The sequence below is a fragment of the Solwaraspora sp. WMMA2059 genome, assembly GCF_027497315.1.
Lineage (GTDB): Bacteria > Actinomycetota > Actinomycetes > Mycobacteriales > Micromonosporaceae > Micromonospora_E.
The window spans coordinates 1923539-1941170 of sequence record NZ_CP114908.1 but is presented as its reverse complement, the minus strand read 5'-3'; the positions used below and the strand labels follow the sequence as shown (position 1 = coordinate 1941170).

Annotated in this window: 14 protein-coding genes; 8 read left to right on the top strand and 6 right to left on the bottom strand. The window is 71.3% G+C overall.

Annotated features, from left to right (window positions below; translation table 11 throughout):
* Nucleotides 1-7: 7 nt before the first annotated feature.
* Genes O7553_RS08880 through O7553_RS08865 form a run of 4 tightly spaced genes read right to left on the bottom strand, consistent with a single transcriptional unit; the run spans nucleotide 8 to nucleotide 5841 of the window.
* On the bottom strand, nucleotides 8-2248 hold the full coding sequence (locus tag O7553_RS08880; protein ID WP_281554337.1) for an ABC transporter ATP-binding protein: 2241 nt from the start codon (nucleotides 2246-2248) through the stop codon (nucleotides 8-10).
* Nucleotides 2249-2253: 5 nt separating this feature from the next.
* Nucleotides 2254-3150 carry an ABC transporter permease gene (locus O7553_RS08875; RefSeq protein WP_281554336.1) on the bottom strand — a complete coding sequence of 299 codons (897 nt, stop codon included), beginning with the start codon at nucleotides 3148-3150 and terminating at the stop codon, nucleotides 2254-2256.
* Nucleotides 3150-4160, bottom strand: coding sequence for an ABC transporter permease (locus O7553_RS08870; RefSeq protein ID WP_278168422.1), 1011 nt, complete (start codon nucleotides 4158-4160; stop codon nucleotides 3150-3152). Before O7553_RS08870 ends, O7553_RS08875 begins: the two co-directional genes overlap by 1 nt.
* Before the next feature lie 22 nt (nucleotides 4161-4182).
* Nucleotides 4183-5841 carry an ABC transporter substrate-binding protein gene (locus O7553_RS08865; RefSeq protein WP_281554335.1) on the bottom strand — a complete coding sequence of 553 codons (1659 nt, stop codon included), beginning with the start codon at nucleotides 5839-5841 and terminating at the stop codon, nucleotides 4183-4185.
* A 381-nt stretch (nucleotides 5842-6222) separates the two neighbouring features.
* Here O7553_RS08865 and O7553_RS08860 point away from each other — a divergent pair, with 381 nt between their 5' ends.
* A complete protein-coding gene (locus O7553_RS08860) occupies nucleotides 6223-6738 on the top strand; it encodes a hypothetical protein (protein ID WP_281554334.1) in 516 nt (171 codons plus the stop codon).
* A gap of 84 nt (nucleotides 6739-6822) precedes the next feature.
* On the opposite strand, the gene O7553_RS08855 is transcribed toward O7553_RS08860, so the two are convergent.
* Both O7553_RS08855 and O7553_RS08850 read right to left on the bottom strand, forming a co-directional pair.
* Entirely contained in the window at nucleotides 6823-6999 is a 177-nt protein-coding gene (locus O7553_RS08855) for a hypothetical protein (protein ID WP_278116793.1), read from the bottom strand.
* Between the two features lie 121 nt (nucleotides 7000-7120).
* Nucleotides 7121-9232 (bottom strand): sulfatase-like hydrolase/transferase, encoded by a 2112-nt coding sequence (locus tag O7553_RS08850; protein WP_281554333.1) that lies wholly within the window; start codon nucleotides 9230-9232, stop codon nucleotides 7121-7123.
* A 233-nt stretch (nucleotides 9233-9465) separates the two neighbouring features.
* Here O7553_RS08850 and O7553_RS08845 point away from each other — a divergent pair, with 233 nt between their 5' ends.
* From O7553_RS08845 to O7553_RS08815, 7 genes are all read left to right on the top strand, one after another.
* Entirely contained in the window at nucleotides 9466-10893 is a 1428-nt protein-coding gene (locus tag O7553_RS08845; protein WP_281554332.1) for a cytochrome P450, read from the top strand.
* Nucleotides 10893-11801, top strand: a complete 909-nt coding sequence (locus O7553_RS08840) for a terpene synthase family protein (protein WP_281554331.1) — start codon at nucleotides 10893-10895, stop codon at nucleotides 11799-11801. Before O7553_RS08845 ends, O7553_RS08840 begins: the two co-directional genes overlap by 1 nt.
* Complete coding sequence (locus tag O7553_RS08835; protein WP_281554330.1) at nucleotides 11801-13510, top strand: prenyltransferase/squalene oxidase repeat-containing protein; 1710 nt, start codon at nucleotides 11801-11803, stop codon at nucleotides 13508-13510. Before O7553_RS08840 ends, O7553_RS08835 begins: the two co-directional genes overlap by 1 nt.
* A 134-nt stretch (nucleotides 13511-13644) precedes the next feature.
* Entirely contained in the window at nucleotides 13645-16146 is a 2502-nt protein-coding gene (locus O7553_RS08830; protein WP_281554329.1) for a nitrate- and nitrite sensing domain-containing protein, read from the top strand.
* A 39-nt stretch (nucleotides 16147-16185) separates the two neighbouring features.
* Nucleotides 16186-16602 (top strand): roadblock/LC7 domain-containing protein, encoded by a 417-nt coding sequence (locus O7553_RS08825; RefSeq protein ID WP_281554328.1) that lies wholly within the window; start codon nucleotides 16186-16188, stop codon nucleotides 16600-16602.
* Nucleotides 16603-16612: 10 nt separating this feature from the next.
* Nucleotides 16613-16999, top strand: a complete 387-nt coding sequence (locus O7553_RS08820; protein ID WP_281554327.1) for a DUF742 domain-containing protein — start codon at nucleotides 16613-16615, stop codon at nucleotides 16997-16999.
* Nucleotides 16980-17582 (top strand): ATP/GTP-binding protein, encoded by a 603-nt coding sequence (locus O7553_RS08815; RefSeq protein WP_281554326.1) that lies wholly within the window; start codon nucleotides 16980-16982, stop codon nucleotides 17580-17582. Before O7553_RS08820 ends, O7553_RS08815 begins: the two co-directional genes overlap by 20 nt.
* Nucleotides 17583-17632: the final 50 nt, after the last annotated feature.

Sequence of the window (17632 nt, the reverse complement as noted above, 5' to 3'; positions counted from 1 at the left end):
TCTCAGGTCACCTTTCGGATTCGGTCAGCAGGTCGGGGATCTCCGGGGCCCGCCAGCAGGCTGCCCGGCTGCGCCCGTACGGCTGCAGTTGCTGTTCCTCGGTACGGCACCGGCCGGTGACGAACGGGCAGCGGGCGGCGAGCGGGCAGCCGGCGGCGGCGTCGGTCTCGTCGAGGTCCTTGAGCAGGTCGACGCGGCCGCCGCCGAACCCGGCGCCGAGGCTCGGCGCGCTGGACAGCAACGCCCGGGTGTACGGGTGCGCCGGGCTGGTGAAGACCTCGTCGACCGGCCCCTCCTCGACGATCCGGCCCAGGTAGAGCACGATCACCCGGTCGGCGAAGCCGCGTACCGTGGCCAGGTCGTGGGAGATGAACACGCTGCCCCGGTCCCGGTCGGCGAAGCCGCGTACCGTGGCCAGGTCGTGGGAGATGAACACGCTGCCCCGGTCCCGGTCGGCGGCGACGTCGCGGATCACTTCGAGGATCTGCGCCTGCACGGTGACGTCCAGCGCCGACGTCGGCTCGTCGAAGACGATCAGGTCGGGGTCGCCGACCAGGGCGCGGGCGATGCCGACCCGCTGTGCCTGCCCGCCGGAGAGTTCATGCGGGCGGCGGGCGAGGATCGACCGGTCCAGCTCCATCCGGTCCAGTGCGGCACCGACCCGTTCGGCCCGCTGCGGCGCCGGTACGCCGAGGGCGCGCAGCGGTTCGGCGATGGCGTCCGCGACGGTGCGGCGTGGGCTGAGCGCGCCGAACGGATCCTGGAACACCATCTGGGCGCGGGTCCGCAGGGTGCGCAGCGCCCGGCCGCGCAGCTCGGCCATCCGGGCGCCGCCGATCTCGACGGTGCCGGTTGCCGGCTCGACCAGCCCGAGGATCAGCTTGGCCAGGGTCGATTTACCGCAGCCGCTCTCTCCGACGACGCCGAGGGTTTCGCCGGCGGCCACGGTCAGGTCGACGCCGCGCAGCGCGTGGTGCCCGCCGCGGCCGAACCGGCTGCGGTAGACCACGTGCGCGTCGTCGATACGCAGCACGGTCCGCTCGGCTGCGCCGGCCCGCTCGGCGTCGACCCGCGGTGCGGTGCCAGGCGACGCGGTGCCCACCGACGTGTCGACGACGGCCGGGTCGGTGACCAACGGCCCGGTCTGCGGGTGGAAGCAAGCCAGCGTCCAGCCGGCCGTCCCGCCGGCAGCGCGGTCCGACGCGGCCGTGACCGACGTGGCGGCCGGCACGGCGCCGGTCGGCGGACGCTGCGCGGCGCAGCGGTCGGTGGCGTGCGCGCACCGGGAGACGAACGGGCAGTCGTCGGGCGGGGCGGTCAGCAGCGGCATCCCGCCGGCGGTGGCCCGCACCGGGCGGCCGTCCACGTCGGGCACCGAGGCGAGCAACGCCCGGGTGTACGGGTGGGCCGGGGCCCGCAGCACCTGCGCCGCCGGCCCGCTCTCCACGACGGTGCCGGCGTAGAGCACCACCACCCGGTCGCAGACCTCGGCGATCGAGGCCAGGTCGTGCGAGATGAGCAGCACCCCACGCCGGTCGGCGTCGGCGGCCTGGCGGAACTGGCGGAGGATCTCCCGGGCCAGGGTGACGTCCAGGCCGGTGGTGGGTTCGTCGGCGATCAGCAGGCCGGGCGCGCAGCCGGTGGCCAGCGAGATCATCACCCGCTGCGCCATCCCGCCGGACAGTTCGTGCGGGTACGCGTCGAGCCGCCGCTGCGGGCTGCGGATACCGACCGCCGCGAACAGTTCCCTGGCCACCTGACGGGCCTGCTGCCCGGTCATCCCCTGATGGGTGGTGAGCCGGTCGGTCAACTGCCGACCGACGGTACGGGTGGGGCTGAGCGCGCCGCGCGGGTTCTGGAAGCAGATCGCCGCGCCGTGGCCACGGTGGCGGCGCAGCTGCTCTGGGTCGAGCCGCAGTACGTCGACCGGTCCGCCGGTGTTGCCGGCACCGTCACTCGGCCCGCCAGCGGGGTCACCGGTGGCGTCACTGGTGAGGTCACCGGTGACGTCGCCGCCGTGGAAGCGGACCCGGCCGGTGGCCTGCGCGCCGCCGGGCAGCAGGCCGACGATCGAGCGGGCCACCATGGACTTGCCGCCGCCGCTCTCGCCGACCAGGCCGACCACCTCACCCCGGTCGACGTGCAGGCTGACCCCGCTGAGCGCGGCGACCTGCCGACCGGGTCGGCGGATCAGCACCGACAGGTTCTCGATGGCGAGCAGGTCGCGGGTGATCGTCGTCGGGTCCATCGCGGTCACCGCCGTTTCGCTTCCGCGCGTTCCTGCAGCCCTTCGCCGAGCAGGCTGAAGCCGAACACGCTGATCAGCAGGAACAGGCCGGGCGGCACCGAGGTCCACCAGCGGCCGGCGACCACGTCCGGCGAACCGAGACTGATCATCGACCCCCATTCGGCGGTCGGCACCGAGATGCCCAGCCCGAGGAAGGACAGCCCGGCCAGGGTGAGCATCGCCCAGCCGCAGCCGAGCGGGGCGATCACCCGCACCGGGGTGAGACTGTTCGGCAGCACGTGCCGCCACAGCACCCCGAGGTGCGACGCCCCGGAGGTGACCGCGGCGTCGATGAACGGCAGCTCCCGTACCGAGCGGACTTCGGCCCGCACCAGCCGGGCGTAACCGGGCGCGTTGACCAGGGCGATGGTCAGGATCAGGTTGACCGTGCCGCCGCCGAGCAGGGCGGCCACCGCGAGGGCCAGGATGAAGGTGGGGAACGCCTGGAAGATGTCGAGCAGTCGCATCAGCACGTCGTCGATCCAGCCGCCGAAGTAGCCGGCGACCAGGCCGAGGGTGGTGCCGGCGAGCACGGCGAGGGCGACCGCGGCGACCGCGATGCCCAGGTCGAGCCGGCCGGCGTGCAGCAGCCGGCTCCACACGTCCATTCCGTTGATGTCGGTGCCGAGCGGGTGGCTGCCGCCGGGCGGCAGCAGGGTGCCGGCCGGGTCGATCTCCTGCGGGCCCCAGGACGACAGCAGCGGCGCGGCGATCGCGGCCAGCGCCACCACCGCGAGGATCGTCGCGCCGACGGAGATCAGTACGGTGGCGAACCGGCCGCCCCGGGCGGTGCCGGCAGCCACCACCGGGGTGGCGTCGTCGGCGCTGTCCGCCGGTCCGCCGGCCGCGCGCAGGTCAACCATCAGATCTTCACTCTCGGGTCGAGGATCGCGTGCACCACGTCGGCGATCAGGAAGACGAGGACGTAGCAGACGGCGATGAGCAGCACGGAGGCCTGCACGACCGGGAAGTCGCGGTAGAGCAGCCCGCGCAGCGCCCACTGGCCGAAGCCCTGCCAGGAGTAGACGTACTCGATCAGCACGGTCGACCCGACCGCGGTGCCGAAGACCAGGGCGGCCAGCGACGGCAGCCGGACCAGCGCGGAGCGCACCAGGTAGCCGCGGCGCAGCAGCCGGTCGCGCAGCCCGTGCGCGGCGGCGGCGGTGTACGCCTCGGAGTGCAGCACCTCCAGCGCGGAGGCGCGCACGCTGCGCAGCAGCGGGGCGACCACCACGATCGCCAGGGTGGCCACCGGCAGCGCCAGGTGGGCCAGCGCGGAGGTGAACGCCGGTCCGTTGGCGGTCAGCGCGGCGTCGATCAGCTCTGCGCCGGTGATCGGGGTGAGGTTGGTGTCCGGGTCGACCCGGCCGCTGGGGGCCGGGAACCAGCCGAGCATGCTGTAGCCGACCAGGACCAGCACCAGGCCGAGCCAGAACTCCGGCACCGAGTTGCCGATCAGGGCCAGTACCCGGATGCCGTGGTCGGCGGCCCGGTCGGCGCGGCGCGCCGACCAGATGCCGCCGACCACGGCGATGAGCACCGCCACGGCGACCGCCAGCACCACCAGTTGCAGGGTGGGGCCGACCCGTAGGGCCAGCTCGCCGGCGACCGCGTTGCCGCTCTGGATCGACGTGCCGAGGTCACCGGTGAGCAGTCCGCCCAGGTAGTCCAGGAACTGTTTCCACAGTGGCTGGTCCAGTCCGTAGCGGGCCCGGGCGGCGGCGGCCTCGACCTCGGTGGCGTTCGGGCCGAGGATGGTCCGGATCGGATCCCCGGGGAGCACCCGTACCAGGACGAAGGTCGCGACGATCACGCCGAGCAGCACCGGTACGAGCTGCAGCAGCCGGCGGGCGACGAAGCGGGCGATGCGCATGAGGGGTGGGTGCCGGAGTGGGTCAGGCCGAGGCGTGGAGGTAGCGCAGCCGGGCCAGTCCGTCCATGGGCTGGACCCAGCCGGCGACGTCCTCGCGTACCGGCAGGTTGAAGTTGGGCTGGCAGAAGATCACCCAGGGCACGTCGGCGGCCAGGATCTCCTGCACCCGCAGCCAGAGTTCGTTGCGCTCGGCCGGGTCCACGACGGTGTGCGACCGCTCGTAGATCTCCTCCAGCTCCTGGTTGACGTAGTTGGAGTAGTTCAGGTTGGCGCCCTCGACGAAGCTGGTGGCCAGCATGTACTCGACGTCGTTGACCCACAGCTGACCGGCGGTGATCTGCAGCGGGATGTTCTTCTGCTGCCGCCGCTCGGCGAGGGTGGCCGGGTCCAGCGGGACCAGTTCCAGTTCGATGCCGACCTTGCGGGCCTCGCTCTGCACCAAAACCGCGATCTGCTGCTGGGTGTCGTTGTCGGTGGCGTAGACCAGCTCGGAGCTGACCTGGTCGACCCCGGCGGCGGCGAGCGCGGCGCGGGCGGCGTCCGGGTCGTAGCCGTACGGGTAGCCGCGCTCGTCGTAGCCGGGCATGTCCAGCGGCACCAGGCTCTTCGTCGGGCGGGCGTCGCCGCCGTACACGTTGTTGATGATCTGGTCGTACGGCACCGCGTGGGCGAGGGCCTTGCGGACGTCGACGTTGTCGAACGGCGCGGTGGTCACCGACATCTGGATGGCGACCTGCTCGTTGCTGGCCGCGGAGATGACCTTGACGCCGTCGGTGTTCTTCAGGTCGGCGATGTCGCGTTGGCCGATGCCCAGCGCCACGTCGATGTCGCCGGCTTCCAGCTGGAGTCGCTGGTTGGCGGCGGCCGGGACCACCGAGATCCGGATGGTCTTGGTCTGCGCCGGGTCGGGGCCCGAGTAGCCCTCGTTGGCGGCGAGCACGATCTCCTGGCCCTGCACGGCCCGCTCGACGTTGAAGTAGCCGCCGGTCGGGGCGTTGTTGGCGAACCACTCGGTGGCCCACGGGTCGGCGTCGGTGGCGTGCGTCTTCGCTTCCTCGGAGTCGAAGACGTACAGCGAGATCGCCTGGATCTGCCGGGTCAACGCGCTGGGGAACGCCTGGGTGAACTGCACCGTGTAGTCGTCGACCACGGTGACCTGGTCCGGCTCGGTCAAACCGATGGTCCGGTAGATGCCGGCGACGTTGGCCTGGGCAGCGAAGGCCCGGTCCTTGGACCACTTGACGTCGGCGGCGGTCATCTCGTTGCCGCTGGCGAAGGTGACGCCCTGACGCAGCTTGAGGGTCCAGACGGTCTGATCCTCGTTCGGCTCGAACGACTCGGCGAAGGTCGCCATGACGTTCTCGGTGTCGAGGATCCGGGAGCCGTCGACCTCGGTGACCCCGTAGTCGATCATGTACGGGAAGACGTTCTTGTACAGCATGAGCGCGACCGGGTCGAAGCCGACGAAGTCCTGGTCCCAGCTGCTCAGGTAGCTGGAGACGGCGATACGCAGGGTGTCGGCGGAGGTGCCCGGGGAGGCGTCGTCGGAGCCGTCGGTGCCCGAGCCGGAGGCACAGGCGCCGGTGGCGAACAGGAACGCGCCGATGCCCCCGAGCTGGAGCACCGACCGGCGGGAGAGGGCGGGCGGGGCGGATCCGCCCTGCGGAGAGGTACCAGCCATGGGAGAAGTCCTCCGTCGTGAACGGCGAGGGTGACCTTGCAATCAGGTAGCTGTGCGTTCAGGTAGCGGGTCAAGCGGCGAAGCGGGCCGCGAAGTACGGCGCGCCACCCCCCGTGTTCTATCAGGCTGAACGTTAGTGAACAAGAGGTGAAACCCGTTCACCGAGACTATCTCGGCGTGTGGCGAGGCAGAGCAGCCAAAAGGCCGAGGCCACCGGCGCAACTTTGTTCACAAGGTTTCACACACCTGATACACGGCACCGATCCGACCGCCCGCAGGTGATCGACAAAAGTTGATGCTGGGCCTAAGCTGCCAGATTGACCTCTGGTAGCGCTCCCAAAGCCGTCCCCTGCCGGAGGCGCACCGAGAGGAGGAACGGTCATGCGCCGCTCTACCGCGAGCGTACTCGTCGGGGTGGCCGCCCTGACACTCGTCGCCGGCTGCACCCCGCCCCCGACGGGGTCCCCAGGCACCCCGTCGGTCCCGGGCGTCGACTCGCCGACCGAGACCCGCGAGCCGATCCAGGTCAACGTCGCCGAAGCGCTCGACGTCGCTCAGCAGGAGTTCGACCTGATCGCCGGCGGCGACTGGTCGGGTGCCTGGCAGCTGTGGACCGCCGAGGCCCAGCAGTCGGTGCCGGAGGACGTGTTCGTCGAGACCAACGAGGCGTGCCCGGTGCAGGACGGCGTCGAGTTCCAGCTGCAGGAGGTGACACCGGTCGACGAGACGGCCGTCGACCTGACCTGGCGCCGCGACGACACCGTGGGCAACAGCTCACTGCGGCTGGTGCAGGACACCTGGCGGTTCGACCCGGGCGGCGGCGTGCTCGTCGAGTACGCCTCGGGCGCCGCCGACGCGATCGAGAAGCGCCGGGCGGCCGGCAACTGCCCGTCCTGACCTGAGAGGCGGATGCCCGGTCCGGTGGCAACGGACCCCGACCGTTGTGCTCCGGACCGGGCAACCTGTCGCGGCGTACCGCCTTCAGCGACGCCGCTTGTTCCGGTGCAGCGCGTCCCCCGCCTGCCGTAGCAGCTTCGAGGTACGCGACGACGGGCCCCTGCGGGACTCCACCACCGAGCTGAGCTTGCGCGCCCCGGCTGCCGCCAGCGGCACGGCGACCGCGACGACCGCCCAGCGCTTGATCATTCTGCCGACCATGGTCGCCTCCTTCGGTCGGGTATCGACACCCGGCAGACACATACCCGGCGGCCCGCTCCGCTAAGCCTGATCGGACACGATCGGCGGGGTGGACCGGCCGCAGGTGGGTGGGCGTCTCGGATCAGCCGGTGGTGGGCAGGCGCCGTAGAGTCGGCGCGGTTGCGGTCGGGCCGTCGCCGGCGTGCTCGGCGTCAACCACCAGGAACAGCTCCAACCGGTTGGCACCGGCGACGAACAGTCGCTCGTCCGGGATCAGCCCGACGAACCGGAGCTGACCGGCACCGTCGCGGGCCGCCTGGACCACGGTGCCGACCTGCCCGTTCAACGCGACCGCGACCGGTGCGCCGACCGGCACCGACTCCGGCAGGGTGCCGTGCACCAACGCCGGAATCTTGCCACGCTCCGCCCGGACGTCCTGGTACTCGGACAGATTCGTCACGGTCGCTGGCGGGCCCGTGTCGACCACAGTCAGATCGTCGACCGCCACGCCGATCAGGTCCGCCGCCGGCAGCGGCGGGAACACCGGCCGGGCGCTGGAACCCGCCTGTACGGCCGCGAAGTGGGCCGGGCCGTCGATCGTCACCGGCTCGCCCGGTCGCGGGTCGAACCGCTTGTCGGTGGTCTCCCGCTCGCCGCGCAGCGCGGAGATGCCATCGGTACGCCACGGCACCTGCACCCCGGCGTGGTCGGCGACGGTCGGCAGCAGATCGACCTGCTCCCAGTTGCGATCATCGATTCGCCCGGCCTGTTGGCCGGGCTCCTTGACGAACAGCGGCACCCAGGCGAGCTCGGCGGCGGCGGCGAACTGGTCGTCCATCTCCCGGCCGGCGACCCCCTCGCTGAAGCTGCCGCCGTGGTCGGAGGTCACCACGATCAGCGCGTCGTCGTAGAGTCCGTTCGCCCGCAGCGTGCGCAACGCCTCACCGACCAGCAGATCCGTGTAGCCGACCTGCTGCAGGTGCCGCTGATGGGTGAGCCGGGCCCACCAGGGTCCGTCGTACGGCAGCCCGCCCGGACCGTCGTACCGCATCCCGCTCGGCAGATAGGTCCACGGCGAGTGGGGCATCAGCAGGTGCAGGAAGTGCAGCGTCGGGGTGTCCCGGGGTCGCAGCGAACCGAGGAACTCGGTGAACCTGGCCGGCTGGTTCTCCTTCAACCTGCTCATCCGGAACCCGGGGCCGGCGTCCGGGGACTTGTCGTTGGCCCGGATGTCGTCGGCCACCGTCGGTTCGCGGAAACTCGCCGCCGGGTCGTCCAGCGAATCGTCCGGGGAGATCAACTGGCCGTACAGTGCCGCGGTTTCCCGCAGCATCACCGGCAGACTGCCCCGGTCCTGCCCGGGACGTCCCCGACAGTGCTGCGGCGGGCACAGCTGGGTGACGTTCTCCCAGGCCTCGACCTGGTAGGCCGGTCCGAGCAGGGTGAACAGGTTGTCCGGGTGCTGCGAGTAGTGCGGGGTCAATTCCCCGGTCGGGTACCGTCCGGTCAGCATCGCCGGCACCGCGTTGACGGTCTTGCCGCTCACCGTTGTCGCGTTGCGGTACCAGGTCGAGCCGGCGGCCAGCTGGGCGAAGTTCGGCACCAGCCCAGCGTCGATCTCACCCCGCTCGTCGAGCAGTGACACCAGCGGGAACTCGTCGAGAATGATCACGACGACCGGCGGATGCGGACCGATGCTGCGCACCGGCGCGCCGGATGTCTCTCGGCCGAGCAGCACCGCCGACGACGGCGAGGCGAAGACGAACAGCGACACGAACGCCAGCGGACCGACCGCGGCGACCCGCAGCACCTGCCGGGCGACCGTCGACCGGACGTACCCGGCCAGCAGCACCGTGGCGGCGACAGCGGCGAGCAACACCAGCAGCGGGCCACGCACATCGATCAACGCCTTTGCAATCTGCACCATGAGCAACACGGTCAGACCGCCGAGCACGATCAGATGAGTCCATCGCCGCACCGCCGGCCCGGCCAGCCCGATCAACCAGCCGAGACCCCACAACAGTACCGGTGGAACCAGCACGATCACCGCGACCAGAGCGAGTACGGCGGCCGGTCCGGCACCGTGGAAAAAGAAGAAATCCGGGCTGCGACCGATCACGTCGAGCAGCGGCTGGGTCACCACGAGCCCGCAGAGCGCGATCAACTCCACCAGGGTGGACCAGCCGGACACCCGTCGGGGGTCCGGCTTCGGGTCGTCGGCACCGGCACCGGCACCGGGCTGGGTCTGGGTCACCGTGCACTCATACCACACCGGGCCACGCCGACTGCCGGCGCAGACGACCGTACGCCTGGTTGTGCGCAAAGGCGCGCGAACCAAAGGAGAACTTAACATCTATGAATCTAGATTGCCTGTGATCACCATGGCATGATCAGCCGAACGTCGTCCTTTGCTTCCAATCAGTCACCAGTCGACCCGGTGGACCCTGCGGTCAGGTGACGGAACGGAGATCGTGTGCAGGTGATCGCATGACGGGTCCGACACCCCGACCGGGTGCCTCTCCCGCCCCGATGCGTCCGGTCGCGGCGCTACGCGTCCTGCCCGGGCTGGTCCGCGACCCGCTGCAGACCCTCGTCGGGCTCGCCGCCGACGCCGACGGCAGCATCGTCCGGCTGTCCGCCGGACCGGCCCGGCTCTATCTGGTCAGTGATCCCGCCCAGGTGGCGCACGTGCTGCGGGACAACGCGGCCAGCTACCTGCGCGACGGCCGTGGCCTGCTCTGGCGGCCCATCCTGCGGTTGTTCGGCGACGGCATCCTGAGCGAAGGTCCGGTCTGGTCGGACAGCCGCCGTACGCTGCAGCCGCTGTTCACCGCCCGCCGGCTGGACGCCCTCACCGACGACCTGGCCACGGCGATCGCGGACGCGACCGGGCCACTGGCCGACGCGGCCCGCCACGGACACACCGTCGACATCGGCGACGAACTGGCCCGGCTGGTCTGCCGCGCCATCGTCCGGGTGATGTTCGCCGACCGGTTCACCACCGACCAGGCGCTGCGGATCACCGCGGCCCAGGACACCATCGCCACCGCCGTACTGCCGAGGCTGCTCCTGCCGTTCGTGCCCAACGCGGTCCCACTGCCCCGCGACCGCGCGTTCCGTCAGGCCGTCCGGACCATCGACGACATCGTGCTGCCGGTGGTTCGGCAGGCCCGGGCCGACGGCGACGACACAGACGATGTCGTCGGGACCCTGGTCCGCGGTCGCGACCGCGACGGCCGGGGCTTCGACGAGGCGCAGATCCGCAACGACACGGTGGCCATGTTCGCCACCAGCACCGAGACCACGTACGGCGTACTGACCTGGCTCTGGCCGCTGCTGCACCGGCACCCGGCGGTCGCCGACCGGCTGCAGCGGGAGATCGACGAGGTGGTCGGCGCCGGACCGGTCCGCCGCGAGCACCTGCCGCGGCTGCGCTACACCCGCATGGTGCTGGACGAACTGCTGCGGCTGTACCCGGTCGCCTGGCTGATCCCGCGTACCGCGCTCGCCGACGACGTCATCGACGGCGTCCGCATCAAGGCCGGCGCGCAGCTGATGGTGAGCCCGTACCTGACCCACCGACTGCCCACGGTCTGGCCGGACCCGGACCGGTTCGACCCCGACCGGTTCGACCCCGACGGTACGCAAGACACCGACGCCGGTCCGTCGGCCCCGGCGTCGGCCCGGCGTCGGCAGCGGTACGCCCACTTCCCGTTCGGCGGCGGACCACACCAGTGCCTCGGCCAGCACCTGTTCTACCTGGAGGCGTCGCTGATCGTCGCCACGATCCTCAGCCGGTTCCGGGTGCGGGTGACGGACGGCCGGCTGCCCACGCCGCAGGCCGGTGCGTCGGTACGGACCGACGCACCGGTACGGGTCCGGATCGAACCGGCCGCCCTCTCCCGGACGGTCTGATGCACACGGTGTCCTCATCGGCCGCAGCGAACCTGCAGAGCGCGGCCGAGAACGGCCGGATCTGCGCGATCGCGATCCACGGTCAGCGTGACCTGGCCGAACACACCCGGGCCTACCCCGGTCTGTTCCCGGCCCGCCCGTTCGACCCGGCGGTCAGCGCCGCGATCTCGCTGGCCACCGCGTTCGCCGCGCCCTGGTGCACCCCGGAGCAGCTACGGCTGGCCAACCGGGCCGCGCTGTGGGTGTTCGCCGCCGACTGGTTGATCGACTACCAGGCCACGACCGACGACGAGATCGTCGCCCTCGTCGACCGGTGCCGCGCCGTGGCGTACGGCGCCGCAGCCGGGCCCGACGACGAACTCGGCCGATTCCTCGCCGACATCGTCGCCGAACTCGACCAGGCACCCGCCTTCGCCGACCGACGGGACCGCTGGAGGGCCGAGCTGGACCGGACGCTCACCGCCATGCACCGGGAATGGCGGTGGAAGGCGGCCCGCCGCGCCACCCCGGCGCAAGCCGGCCCGACCTTCGCCGACTACCTCGACAACGCAGACAACTTCGGGTCGACCTTCGTCAACGTGACGCACTGGCTGCGTCTGGGCGACGGGCCGACGCTGGCGCACCTGACCGAGCTGATCACCGTCAGCCGGGAGGTGCAGCGGGTGCTCCGGCTGGTCAACGACCTCGCCTCGATCAAGCGGGACACCACCTGGGGTGACCTCAACGCGCTGCTGCTGACCGCCGACCGGGGTGTCGTGGAGGACCAGATCGGACATCTGGTGGACCGGTGCCGCGACCTGCTGCGGCCGTTGGAGATCCGCTGCCCCAACCAGGCCGCCTACCTGTCCCGGCAGCTGGGGTACACCAGCGGCTTCTACCGGGTCACCGACTTCTGGGGAGAGCTGTGATGGTCACCGGAAGCCGGGCCGCGCCCGGTGGCGGACGCGCCACGGCCGACCCGGTCCCGGTCCGTGCCCGACGGTACGTCGGACCGGTCACGGACAACTGGGACCGGGCCGCGCAGGAGATCGTGGACCGGCTGCCCGGTCAGCCCTGGGGCCGCACCGATGTCTCCGTCTACGAGACCGCCCGACTGGTCAGTCTCGCCCCCTGGCTAACCGGGCACCGGGCCCGGGTGCGCTATCTGCTGGCCAGCCAGCAGCCGGACGGCAGCTGGGGCGGTCCGGGCGGCTACGCGCTGGTCCCGACGTTGAGCGCCGTCGAGGCGCTGCTCGGCGTCAGGGCCGTACCGCCGGTCCGGTCCAGCGCCACGCCACTGACCGACGCGACGCCACTGACCGACGCGACGACGCGGGGGCTGACCGCCGCGCACCGGATCCTCGCAGCGGCGGCCGGCGGGACACTGCCCGACACCCCCGCCGCTGATCTGATCGTGGCAGCGCTGGTCGGCCGGATCAACCAACGGTTACGGCACCGCCCCGGCCTGCCCGCGAGCGACCCCCCACTACGGCTGCGAGGTGAACTCGACTCCGACCGGCTGGACGCGGTGCGCCGGCTGTCCGCCGGTGGCCGGCCGGTGCCGACGAAGCTGCTGCACGCGTACGAGACCTTCGCCAACCAGGTGGCGCCGCTGGGCCGTCCAGCGGTGGCCCCCGTGCCGGCCCACCCGCTCGCGGGGTCCGGGACAGGCGGACAGGCCGGCACGGTCGGCGGTTCGCCGGCCGCCACCGCGGCCTGGCTCGCCACCATCGATCCGGTCCACACCGAGGTCGACCCGATGCCCGCGCGCCGCTATCTGGAAGCGGTGGTACACCAACACCACGGTCCGGTGCCGTGTGCCACGCCGGTCGCCGTCTTCGAACGGGCCTGGGTTCTGACCACCCTGCTGCGCGCCGACGTCGCCGTGCTGGTTCCGCCCGAACTGCCGGGATCGCTGCGTGCGGCGCTCACCCCGGCCGGAGCAGCGACCGGTGCGGGCCTGCCGCCGGACGCCGACACCACCGCCGTGGTCCTGCACTGTCTCGCGCTGCTCGGACAGCCGGCCGATCCGGCGGTGCTGCTCGGCTTCTGGGCCGGCGACCACATCGCCACCTGGCCGGGGGAGGACGGAACTTCGGTGACCACCAACGCACACGCCCTCGACAGCCTTCAGGCGGTCGGGGGTGGACGTCGCGCCGCCGACCTGGACGTACTCCACCGGTCTATCAGCGCCTGGCTCTGCGACCAGCAGCAACCCGACGGCTCCTGGCAGGACCGCTGGCACGCCTCGCCGTACTACGCGACCGCCGCCTGCGCGTTGGCGTTGTCCGCCGCCGGCACCGGAGCCCGGCCGGCTGCCGCCGTGCTGCGGGCGGTGGACTGGGTGCTGCGCACCCAACGGCCAGACGGCTCCTGGGGGCGTTGGCACGGCACCGCCGAGGAGACCGCGTACGCGGTACGGATCCTGCTCGACACCACCGACCCACCCAGTGACCGGATGCTGCGGGCCGCCCGCCGGGGCGCCGCCCATCTCGTACCGTCCACCGCCGACCAGGGGCCGGCGCTCTGGCACGACAAAGACCTCTACCAACCGGTCACAGTGGTCGCGGCGGAGATCGTGGCCGCCGGCAAACTCGCGCACCGGGCACGCGTCACCGGCGTCAACAGGCACGCTTGAGCCACGGACCGCGACGCTGCTAGCGTGCGCCGTGCCGATGCGCTCATGAACAGGCGCGGCACAGTCCGCGTATGTACGGCCAGGAGTAGCAGGCAGATGACGAGATATTCGCAGGTCAGGCCGGGGACGGTGTAATGGTGTCACGCGGATTTCACCTGCGTACCAAGATTGTCGCGCTGCTGCTGTCACTCAGCGCGCTGTGGGCATTCGCCGCGTGGGTGACCCTGCGCGACGGCCTGAATTTGTTGTGGGTGCAGACCTATGACAGCCAGATCTACCAGCCGAGCGAGCCGTTGCTGCTCGGACTGCAGTCCGAGCGACGGCTGGCGATGGAATACCTGGCCGGGCCGACCGACGAACGCCGTAGCGAACTGGTCGAGCTCCGCGAGGCAAACGAACTGCTCGCGAACGAATTTCAGGCATCCGCCCAGCACTGGTGGGCGGACCTCGCGGCCGGCGCCGGACTGGAACAACAAGTCGCCGACACGGTACGGTGGCTGACCGAGCTACGCGCCACCCGCGACGCCGTCGAGGCACGGGAAGTCGACCGGGGCAGCGCACACGGGGCCTACACCAACACGATCGCCGCGTTCTTCCAACTGTTCGGTGCACTGGGCAACCTCGACGAACGCGACATCGCCGACGACACGGCGACCCTGACCGATCTCAACCGGAGCCAGGAACTGGTCGCCCAGCAGGATGCGCTGATCGCCGGTGTGATCGTCGCCGAACGGTTCACCACAGCCGAGCACACCTGGTTCGTACAGTTGGTCGGCGCACAGGAATTCCTCGTCGACGCCACTGTGGTGGAACTGCCGGAACCGGACCGGGCCCGGTACGCGGAACTGGTCGACAGCGCCAGCTACGAACGTTTCCGCAACGCTCAGCAGCGGATCATCGCGAGCGGGCCGTCCTCCTCGTCGGCACCGTTGACCGAGGCGCAGTGGCGGCCCGCGGCCGACACGACCATGTCCGATCTGCACGCGATCGTGCTGGCCGGCGGCGACGACCTCGTCGACCGGGCCGTGCCGGTGGCACTGCTGGTGCTGCTCCGGCTGCTGCTCGCGGCCGGTCTCGGCATGCTCGCGGTCGTCGCGTCGATCATCATGTCGATCACCACCGCACGGGCGATCGTCGCCCAGCTCGAACGGCTCCGGGACGCGGCGCACCGGCTGGCCGAGGAGCGGCTGCCGGGCGTGGTCGACCGGCTCGGCCGGGGCGAGGAGGTCGACGTGGCGGCCGAGGCACCGCCGCTGGAGTTCGGCAACGACGAGATCGGGCAGGTGGGCCGCGCCTTCAACCAGGTGCAGGAAACCGCGGTGCGCACCGCCGTGGAACAGGCCGAGCTGCGGCGCAGCGTCCGCGACGTGTTCCTCAGCCTGGCCCGCCGGACCCAGGCGCTGGTCCACCGGCAGCTCACCCTGCTCGACTCGATGGAACGCCGGGAGGAGGACGCGGACAAGCTCGAGGAGCTCTTCCGGGTCGACCACCTGGCCACCCGGATGCGGCGCAACGCGGAGAATCTGATCGTGCTATCCGGCTCGACACCCGGCCGGACCTGGCGCCGCGACGTGCCGATGGTGGACGTGGTCCGGGGTGCCATCGCCGAGGTCGAGGACTACACCCGGGTGACCGTCGCTCCGATCGGGCAGGTCTCGTTGGCCGGCCGGGCCGTCGCCGACGTGATCCATCTGCTCGCCGAACTCATCGAGAACGCGTTGTCGTTCTCCCCGCCGCACACCACCGTCCAGGTCAAGGGGCAGTTCGTCGCCAATGGCTACGTGGTGGAGATTGAGGACCGCGGGCTGGGCATGAGCGACGACGAGCGGGCCGCCGCGAACGAACGGATCACCGAGCATCCGGAATTCCGGTTGTCCAGCACCGTCCGGCTCGGCCTGTACGTGGTCAGCCGGCTGACCGAGCGCACCGGCATCCGGGTGCATCTGAAGGAGTCGCCGTACGGCGGATCGACCGCTGTCGTGCTGATTCCACGGGAGCTGGTGGTGCCGGGCGACGAAGCCACCGACCCGGATCTGTGCTCCAGCGACCGGCTCCCAGCGGCTGTCCCGGCTGTTTCTGCTGCGACCGACGCCGTCGAGACGCTGCCCCTGGCGGCCGCAGCCGGCCCGGGTCGGGCCGCCGAGCGGCGTTCCACGGTACGGGCGGTCGCCCAGGTGGCCGCCACCGCCCGATCCGAGCCCGTACCGCAACCGGGCGGCGACGCGCCGACCGCACCGACAGCGGCGGGAGGTCCGGCCGGGTCGGTGCAGTCCGATCCTGACCAGGTCCGGGCCGCCCCGCCAGCCGGGTCACACACATCGACCTACACCCCGTCCGGGCTACCCGTCCGGGTACGCTCCGCAGCCGCCGGATCCGCCGGTGGGCCGGGCGCGAACCCGCCCGACAGGTCGCAGCTGGACGGGCACCCGGAGAGCGAACCGGCCGATCCCCCGGCCCGCCCGGCCGAGCAGGTACTGCGGATGATGAGCGCATACCAGAGCGGGACGAGGCAGGGTCGATCGGACGCGGCGCAACTGCCTGACGCGCCGCCACCCGAGGATTCCGCGGCAGCGCCGCAACGACAGTCACCGGCCACCGCCCCGGTCGGCGACGACCGGAAACCACCATCGGCGTGAGCCTCAGCGCTAGGGCTGGCACGAACAGGAGAACCACTGATGCAGCAGACCGCTTCGATCGCGGACCTCACCTGGTTGCTCGACGATCTGGTCGGTCGGGTCAAGCAGGCCGAGCATGCGATCGTGCTTTCCGTGGACGGCCTGTTGATGGCCTCCTCGGCCGGCCTGGGACGCGACGACGGCGAGCACCTCGCGGCGCTGGCCGCCGGAATTCAGAGCCTCGCCCGCGGGGCCGGCAAACGGTTCCGCGGTGGGCCGGTACGACAGACCATCATTGAGATGGAGTCCTCGTTCCTGTTCGTCACGGCGGCCGGGCACGGTGCCTGCCTCGCCGTACTGGCCAGCGAGGAGACCGACGTGGGGCTGATCGCCTACGAGATGGCGATGCTGGTGACCAGGGCCGGCAAGTACCTGGCCTCCCGCAGCCGCCCGGCCGAGAACCACACAGAGAAGTGACCCGGCGACGATGAGCCAGTCCGACGAATCCGGTGAGGACCGGTGGATCGACGACCACGCCGGGCCGGTGGTCCGTCCGTACGCCATGACCGGCGGACGCACCCGGCCACGCCGCGGCCGGTTCGACCTCATCTCGTTGGTGCTGGCCAGGCCACGGACCCCACCCACGGAAGCCGGTCTCGGCCCGGAGCACCTGTCGATCCTGGACCGCTGCCGCGAGCCGCTGTCGGTGGCCGAAGTCGCGGCCTACCTGGATCTGCCCCTCGGCACCGTCCGGGTCCTCCTCGGCGACCTGCTCGAACACGCACTGGTCGAGGTACAGGAACCCCGTTCGGCGTCGAACCCGACTGACGACAGCGTATTCGAGGCGGTTATCAATGGACTACGAGCGCTCTGATCCGGCCGGCACCAGGCCGATCGCACCGACCGCGGTGAAGGTGCTCATCGCCGGCGGTTTCGGGGTGGGCAAGACGACCCTGGTCGGCTCAGTCAGCGAAACCCGGCCACTGCGCACCGAGGAACTGCTCACCGAGGTCGGGGTCGCGGTGGACGACGTCTCCGGCGTGGAGGAGAAGTCCACCACCACGGTGGCGATGGACTTCGGCCGAATCACCATCAGCGAAGATCTGGTGCTCTACCTGTTCGGCACCCCCGGCCAGGAGCGATTCCTCTTCGTCTGGGACGAACTCGCGATGGGCGCGCTCGGTGCGGTGGTTCTCGCTGACACCCGGCGGCTGGCCGACTGTTTCCCGTCCATCGACTACTTCGAGCAGCGGGGCACCCCGTTCATCGTCGCGGTCAACTGCTTCGACGGTGCCCGGCAGTACGCGCTCGGCGAGGTCCAGTTGGCGCTGAACCTCGATCCGGAGGTGCCGGTGGTGCTCTGCGACGCCCGGCACCGGCAGTCCGGCAAGGAAGTCCTGGTGAAGCTACTCGAACACGCCCGGGATCACTCACGCCGGTCGGCCGCTGTCGGATAGCCCCGCCGGACAGCCGCCGGACAGGCCGACCTCCGGCACCGGCCGGCGGG